This window comes from Calditrichota bacterium (assembly GCA_013152715.1).
Classification (GTDB): domain Bacteria; phylum Zhuqueibacterota; class Zhuqueibacteria; order Thermofontimicrobiales; family Thermofontimicrobiaceae; genus 4484-87.
Genome location: JAADFU010000078.1, coordinates 1 through 5,647, shown reverse-complemented (window position 1 = coordinate 5,647; position 5,647 = coordinate 1). Strand labels below are relative to the sequence as shown.

The window sequence follows — 5,647 nt, the reverse complement described above, 5'->3', positions numbered from 1 at the left end:
CACCAGCACCATGGACGCAACAAAATACCAGGTGTATTCACTCGTGGCTGCGGACCCGAACAGTTCAAACATGTAATCCGGCACATTGGCGTGCAAACCGGAAAATCCGCCCAATTTTATCAACCCGACCGGAATGAGTATAATTGACAAAAACAAAATGAGAAGCCCCTGCACGATGTCGGTCACCACAGCCGCAAATAAGCCGCCCATGATGGTGTAACTGCCGACAATGAGCGCGTAAACAAAATAAAATAAAGTCAAATTCAAATAAGAAATGTAACCTTCGATCTCTCCGCGTTTTAATTTTTCTTGCAGAACAAACAATTCCTGTTTTTCATTTTCATCGAGCGGCTCAAATTTCTGCTTTTCTTCCAACGCTTTTAAACGTTTGAATCCATCGACTTTTGCCTTTTCGACAGCAGTGTATTTAGCCTCCGGTTTGACCATCAATGCTTTCATCGTTTTTCCGGTCAGCAAAAATCCCATGGAGCCGCCGTAAATCGCCATCATCAAAATATACAACGCGAAAAGCGCGCCCAAAAATCGACTCTCGAACCGATGGATGTAAATGTCGCCGGGACCTATGTAGCGGGTGCGCCGCTGTAAGATTGAAGAAAACCAGTAAAACGGCGTGATGAATAAAACCAGATTTTGAAACCACAATCCGGAAAGCCCCTGGCGGTAAATCTCTCGCGAGACTCCGGTCGCCTGATCTGCGCTGGTAATTTGCCCGAAATTGAGAAAGCCAAACAGAATTTTTCCAAAACTTCTGCCGCCCTGATAAAAATCCTTCGTCGTTTTCACTTTCCGACTCGCCCAACGCCCGATATAAATCATCAACACAAAATACGCCACCAGAACGAGCCAATCAATGATGTGTAATCCAAGAATGTTCATTTTTCACCTTAAATTTTATGATACAAAAACCGCAACTAATTTATCACAGATAAAAATCCGCGCAGATCCGCCCAGTCTGCATTCTATTTTTTTATGTCTCGCCTAACTTTCACTTTTTATCTTATAAATCAGATGATTTTTCTTTTAGTTAAATCGAACATCCCCCTAAATCCCCCTTCAAAGGGGGACTTTTCTAATTCCCCCCTTTGAAGGGGGGCAAGGGGGGATGTCAAAATCAACCTAAACAAATTAAAAACCCATGTTTTTTTACATTTTTAAAGTGCACTCATTAATAAATCTGATTTTTTATTCTTTTCCTCTGTGCGCTCTGCGCCTCTGTGGCAAATATTTTACAGTCTCATAGTTAATTACCAAACAAAAAATTATAACAAAACACAAACACCCCCGCAGTCCAGCCCAGCATAGACGGCATTTTATATTCATCTTTCACATTCACCGAACCATCAGTGACATTATATTTTTCCCACAAAGCATTCGTCTCCTGAAAATTCTTCGCCACGACTGTCAAATATTTTTCAGCGATGCGACGCGCTTCTTCGTGAAAATTGTATTTTTCCAGTCCGGCAATTGTCAAATAAAAAATCGGAGGCCAGCCATTGGGAAAATCCCACTGATAAATTATCTTCGACTCGCTGTTTTCACACACCGCAACACCAAAATCAAATTCAAACTTACCAAGATTCCCGGCTACGGCTTTTGCCTGCTCATGCGTGGCAATCTCTGCCCAGAGAGGCGCAAATGTAGCCAGCGATGCGATTTGGCTGTGGCGCTTGTTCACAAAGTCATAATCTGAAAATATTTTTTCTTTTTCATTCCAGTGATAGCGCAGATAGAGTTTTCTCCTTTTTTCCGCGCGTTTCTGCCATTCGCTTGCATCTCGATGGCCCAGAATTTCAGCGACTTCACCGGCTGTCTTCTCGCTCAAATAAAGAATCGCATTAAGTTCGAGATTGATGTAATTGGCGCATTTTTTCCCGAAGCGAGGCGTAAAATCCCAGCCCGTCTCTGCCTCTGCCAGATGATGATGAGCGATGGTAATTTTCTTTTCTGTGGAAGAAACGGAGAAGCCAAGTCTCGTCTTCAATTCATGCTCGTAAAATTCAATCAACTCCTGATCAGTGGCATGATTGAGATGTTGATTCAAACCAATGGGCGTCATGCGATGCTGCATCCAGAAATCGTATTCAATTTTCCAGATTTTGTAACTTTGCCTGAGCCACTCGCGGTCTTGTGTATGCTGAAAAACATCTCTAATCATCAATAATAAGAATGGCGGCTGGGAGCGATTCAAAAAATAAGTCTGATTGCCATTGGGCACAAACCCATATTTTTGCACCATAAAAAGCAAATTGTCCACATTGTCGCGCGCCAGAGAAACCTGTCCCTGCTCCAACAAACCGACATTGATGAAAAAAGTATCCCAGTAAAAATAATTCTGCATGACATCTTCGTCGGGACAGGGAACCGTGTAAGGATAAGGCATCCCAATGATCGTCCCCTGATTTTTAGGCGTAAACCGAACCGACCTCTGCCATTGTCCTTCGATGTAGTGATAGATTGTTTGAAAATCTTTTTGTGTCATAAACTTCTTCCATTTATTCCCACACAGAGCCGCGAAGCCACAAAGTCTTTTCATTTAATAAAATCTTCGTGGCTTGGTGCCTTTGTGTGAGCAATTATTTTTCTTCATTTCCCAAATTTCAAAATTCCAAACTTCCACGGCAAATGAAACGCCGCTCTTTCTGTCTTACTCCAGGCGTAATGTTCCCGCTGGTCTTTTTTGGGCGAATCGATGCGATAAAAATTCACCCGCCAACTATCGCCTGCTTTTGGCGGCACATTTGGCGCGCCGTAAATCTTGTCGAACGGAATCGCGTATTCCGCAATCCAGCCCTTGGCGCCGCCGCGCTTATTTTTCTCCCCGATGATGTGCGTCGCCGTTTTCAATCCTTCAATATCAAACTGCGGCAGCGGCATAAATTCACCTTCCGGATTTTCCGGCGTCCGACTGTTGATAACGCACGCATCGTAAACCACGTTCAGCGGGCTCAGATTGATCTCGTAATATTGATGTCCGCAATCAGCCGGATTGAGAAAAACTTCAACGCATTCCTCGTTGTAAATTTCGCCGTCGCGTTTTTTCACCGTGCCCCAGACATAATCATCTTCGCAATAAAATCCCACGTATAAATAACGGTCGCTGTAAAGAACGCGCACTTCTGTTTTGAAACGGCCCGGCTCGCCGGTTATCGCATCCGGAAGTTCCACAGGCTCCGCTTTTTGCCACGCCGGATTGTCCATTTTTCCCGTCAGTTCAAAATCTTTGTCAATTTTCTTGCACATATACACCGGCAACAACAGTGCTTTTTCATCGCTGGCAAAATCCACCATAATTCCTTTTCCCCTGATTTTATCTAAAATTTCCAATTTCTGACTGCCCATTTCCGAATTCAAGAAAGGCCCCTTGAACATTTTGTAATCGGCAAAATTGATGGGTTTTCCATTCAACAGACGCGGACCATCATAAGTAAAAGTCATTACATCGCCCGCAGAAGTGGTGTAACTCACAGTGAGCGTCTGATCAAAAGTATCGTGCACCAGATTATTGCTGCGGATTTGTTTTTTGAATGCAGCGAACGAAGGATACTCGTCCGCCATGGCAGCTTCCACAATGCAGCCGTTTTTCAAATCATAACTGCGCAATCGAAAGCAATTATCTTCTTCAATCCACTGATAGGGTTTCAGCGGAAAATAAGCGATGTAGGTATTCCCCGCCTGACAAAAAATCCATCCCGACTCATCACTCTCACGCTTTGCCAGGTCTTTTGGAAAAAATCCGTCGATGTGACCGAATTTTGTGCCTTCAGGAATGTTGTATAAAACGATGAGCGCATTCTTGTGTTGAAAAGTCTCTTCGTAGGGCGAGCTCGAAGCCCATTTATCTTCCTTGCCGTAGTAAGTATGAGCGCGCGCCACTTCGTCCAGAGCAAATTTCATTTCCTCGGGAAAAAACATGCCCAGTTCTTTCTCGCCGATGTAAGGATGCACCGTAAAAATCGATTGATACGGGCTGTCCGCATTGAAACTGATGTCCCAGGTGTGCTGCTGAATCGGCTGTAAAATTCCGCCGCCCATCATCGAGCCCAGGGCAAACTCTTTGGTCATGTAGGTGTATTTGTAAACCGGCGGATTTTTTTGATCGGAAAAACGGATGATATTGCGCACGCGTTTGGTTTCTGTTTCCACATAAGGCTTCTCCCGTTCAGTGCCAACAGCATACAACACTTCCGGCAAATCAAAATCGCTGAAAGCGGCTGTCAGCAGTGTAGGGTGAATCATCTTATCTGTTTTTCCGAAAAAAAGCCAGCCCCAGGCGGTCATTGCCGACTCGGGACATTTAGGACGAATGGCTCGTTCGGGATAATCCCTGCTGTGTGCGCCGCAATAAATGCCGTTCAAATGTTCCACGGCATAATCAGCAATCAGCCAGTGCAAAATTCCCAGCGCATTTTGTTTAATCACCGGGTCTTTGGCAAAAGTGTAGAGGCTGAACATAGGCGAGATAAAAACAGTCATGTAAGTCGGCGAGTCAAATTCCCCCTGGCCTATCGTAGTTGTTGTTTTCATCCAGTAATTCAGCCAACCCAGCGCATCTTTCATATTTTCGGCGGAAGACTTTCCGTTGAACCACTTTTCCGCCGGAAGGTCGGGAAAAGTTTGCGCCGCCAGATATAAGCCCGTGTGATACATGGTCAGATGATTTTCCGTGTCGCCGCGATAAAAATCCGCCACTGCGAGATAATCGCGAACCTTTTGTTTCAAATCATCCGGCATCTTATTTTCCGCTGCCAGATAGCCAGTCATCATCTCGTAAATGATGAACATTCCCCTTTGGGAATTGTCCTTTCTCTGCATTATCTTCTCAAATAAATCCACGCCTTCCTGATGATGCTGCTCGTCCAGAATTTTCGCCGCAGCGATCAGGAAATTCTGAGCCTGCGAATTTTCCGCCCAGCGCAGCACCTCTGCAACGCGCTCTTTGTAGCCAGTATCGGTTGCATAAATATTTGAGGCTAAAAACAAGCCAACAAACAAAAAATATGTCAATAATCGTCGCATTTTTTTCTCCAATTTTTGACTCCTGGGTTACCTGCTTTTAATAAAGCTTTTTTCCGCAACAAATCTGCTTAAAAACATCCCCGTCGAACGCACAAAACAAATAACTATCTCTGTTTCCTCTATGATTCCGCGACTCATCTTCCCGAAATTTCAACTCCCAATCTCAAAACTCCAAACTCGAAACTCGGAACCCGAAACTCGAAACTCAAAACTAATAAAACACAATATCCCACACCTGACTCGTTTCCAGTCCGATGAATTCCCAGCTTTTCCCTCCGTTTTTGCTCATCCAGATGCCGTCGTTCAAAGTCCCGGCGTAAACGATATCGGAGTTTTCCGGATCAACAGCAAGAGCATGAATATCAAACAAGCGGAGATTTTTGTTCATCTGTTTCCAGTTTTTGCCACCATCAGTCGTCTTGAAAATACCGCCCTGAAAAGTCCCGGCGTATAAAATTTTCGGATTTTTCGGATCAAATGCCAGGGCGTAAACCGTTCGATGCGTCAGCTCGTTATTGACCTGATGCCAGGTTTTTCCGTGATCCTGGGAGATGAAAACCCCGTCATTTTCCGTGCCGCAAGCCAGCCAATCGCTATTTTTTGGATGCTG

General features: G+C 44.6%; 4 protein-coding genes. All 4 read right to left on the bottom strand.

Going from position 1 to position 5,647, the window contains the following annotated elements; all coding sequences use genetic code 11:
• On the bottom strand, positions 1-897 hold an 897-nt coding region (locus GXO74_06170; protein NOZ61249.1), incomplete at its 3' end, for a sodium:solute symporter family protein.
• A gap of 364 nt (positions 898-1,261) precedes the next feature.
• On the bottom strand, positions 1,262-2,500 hold the full coding sequence (locus tag GXO74_06165) for an alpha,alpha-trehalase (protein NOZ61248.1): 1,239 nt from the start codon (positions 2,498-2,500) through the stop codon (positions 1,262-1,264).
• A gap of 104 nt (positions 2,501-2,604) precedes the next feature.
• On the bottom strand, positions 2,605-5,037 hold the full coding sequence (locus GXO74_06160; GenBank protein ID NOZ61247.1) for a hypothetical protein: 2,433 nt from the start codon (positions 5,035-5,037) through the stop codon (positions 2,605-2,607).
• Positions 5,038-5,248: 211 nt separating this feature from the next.
• The coding region (locus GXO74_06155; GenBank protein ID NOZ61246.1) for a hypothetical protein at positions 5,249-5,647 on the bottom strand (399 nt) is incomplete at its 5' end.

What these genes read in the sequence shown, in the direction of transcription:
- GXO74_06165 (NOZ61248.1), bottom strand. Translation starts at nt 2,500, where the DNA reads ATGACACAAAAAGATTTTCAAACAATCTATCACTACATCGAAGGACAA.
- GXO74_06160 (NOZ61247.1), bottom strand. Translation starts at nt 5,037, where the DNA reads ATGCGACGATTATTGACATATTTTTTGTTTGTTGGCTTGTTTTTAGCC.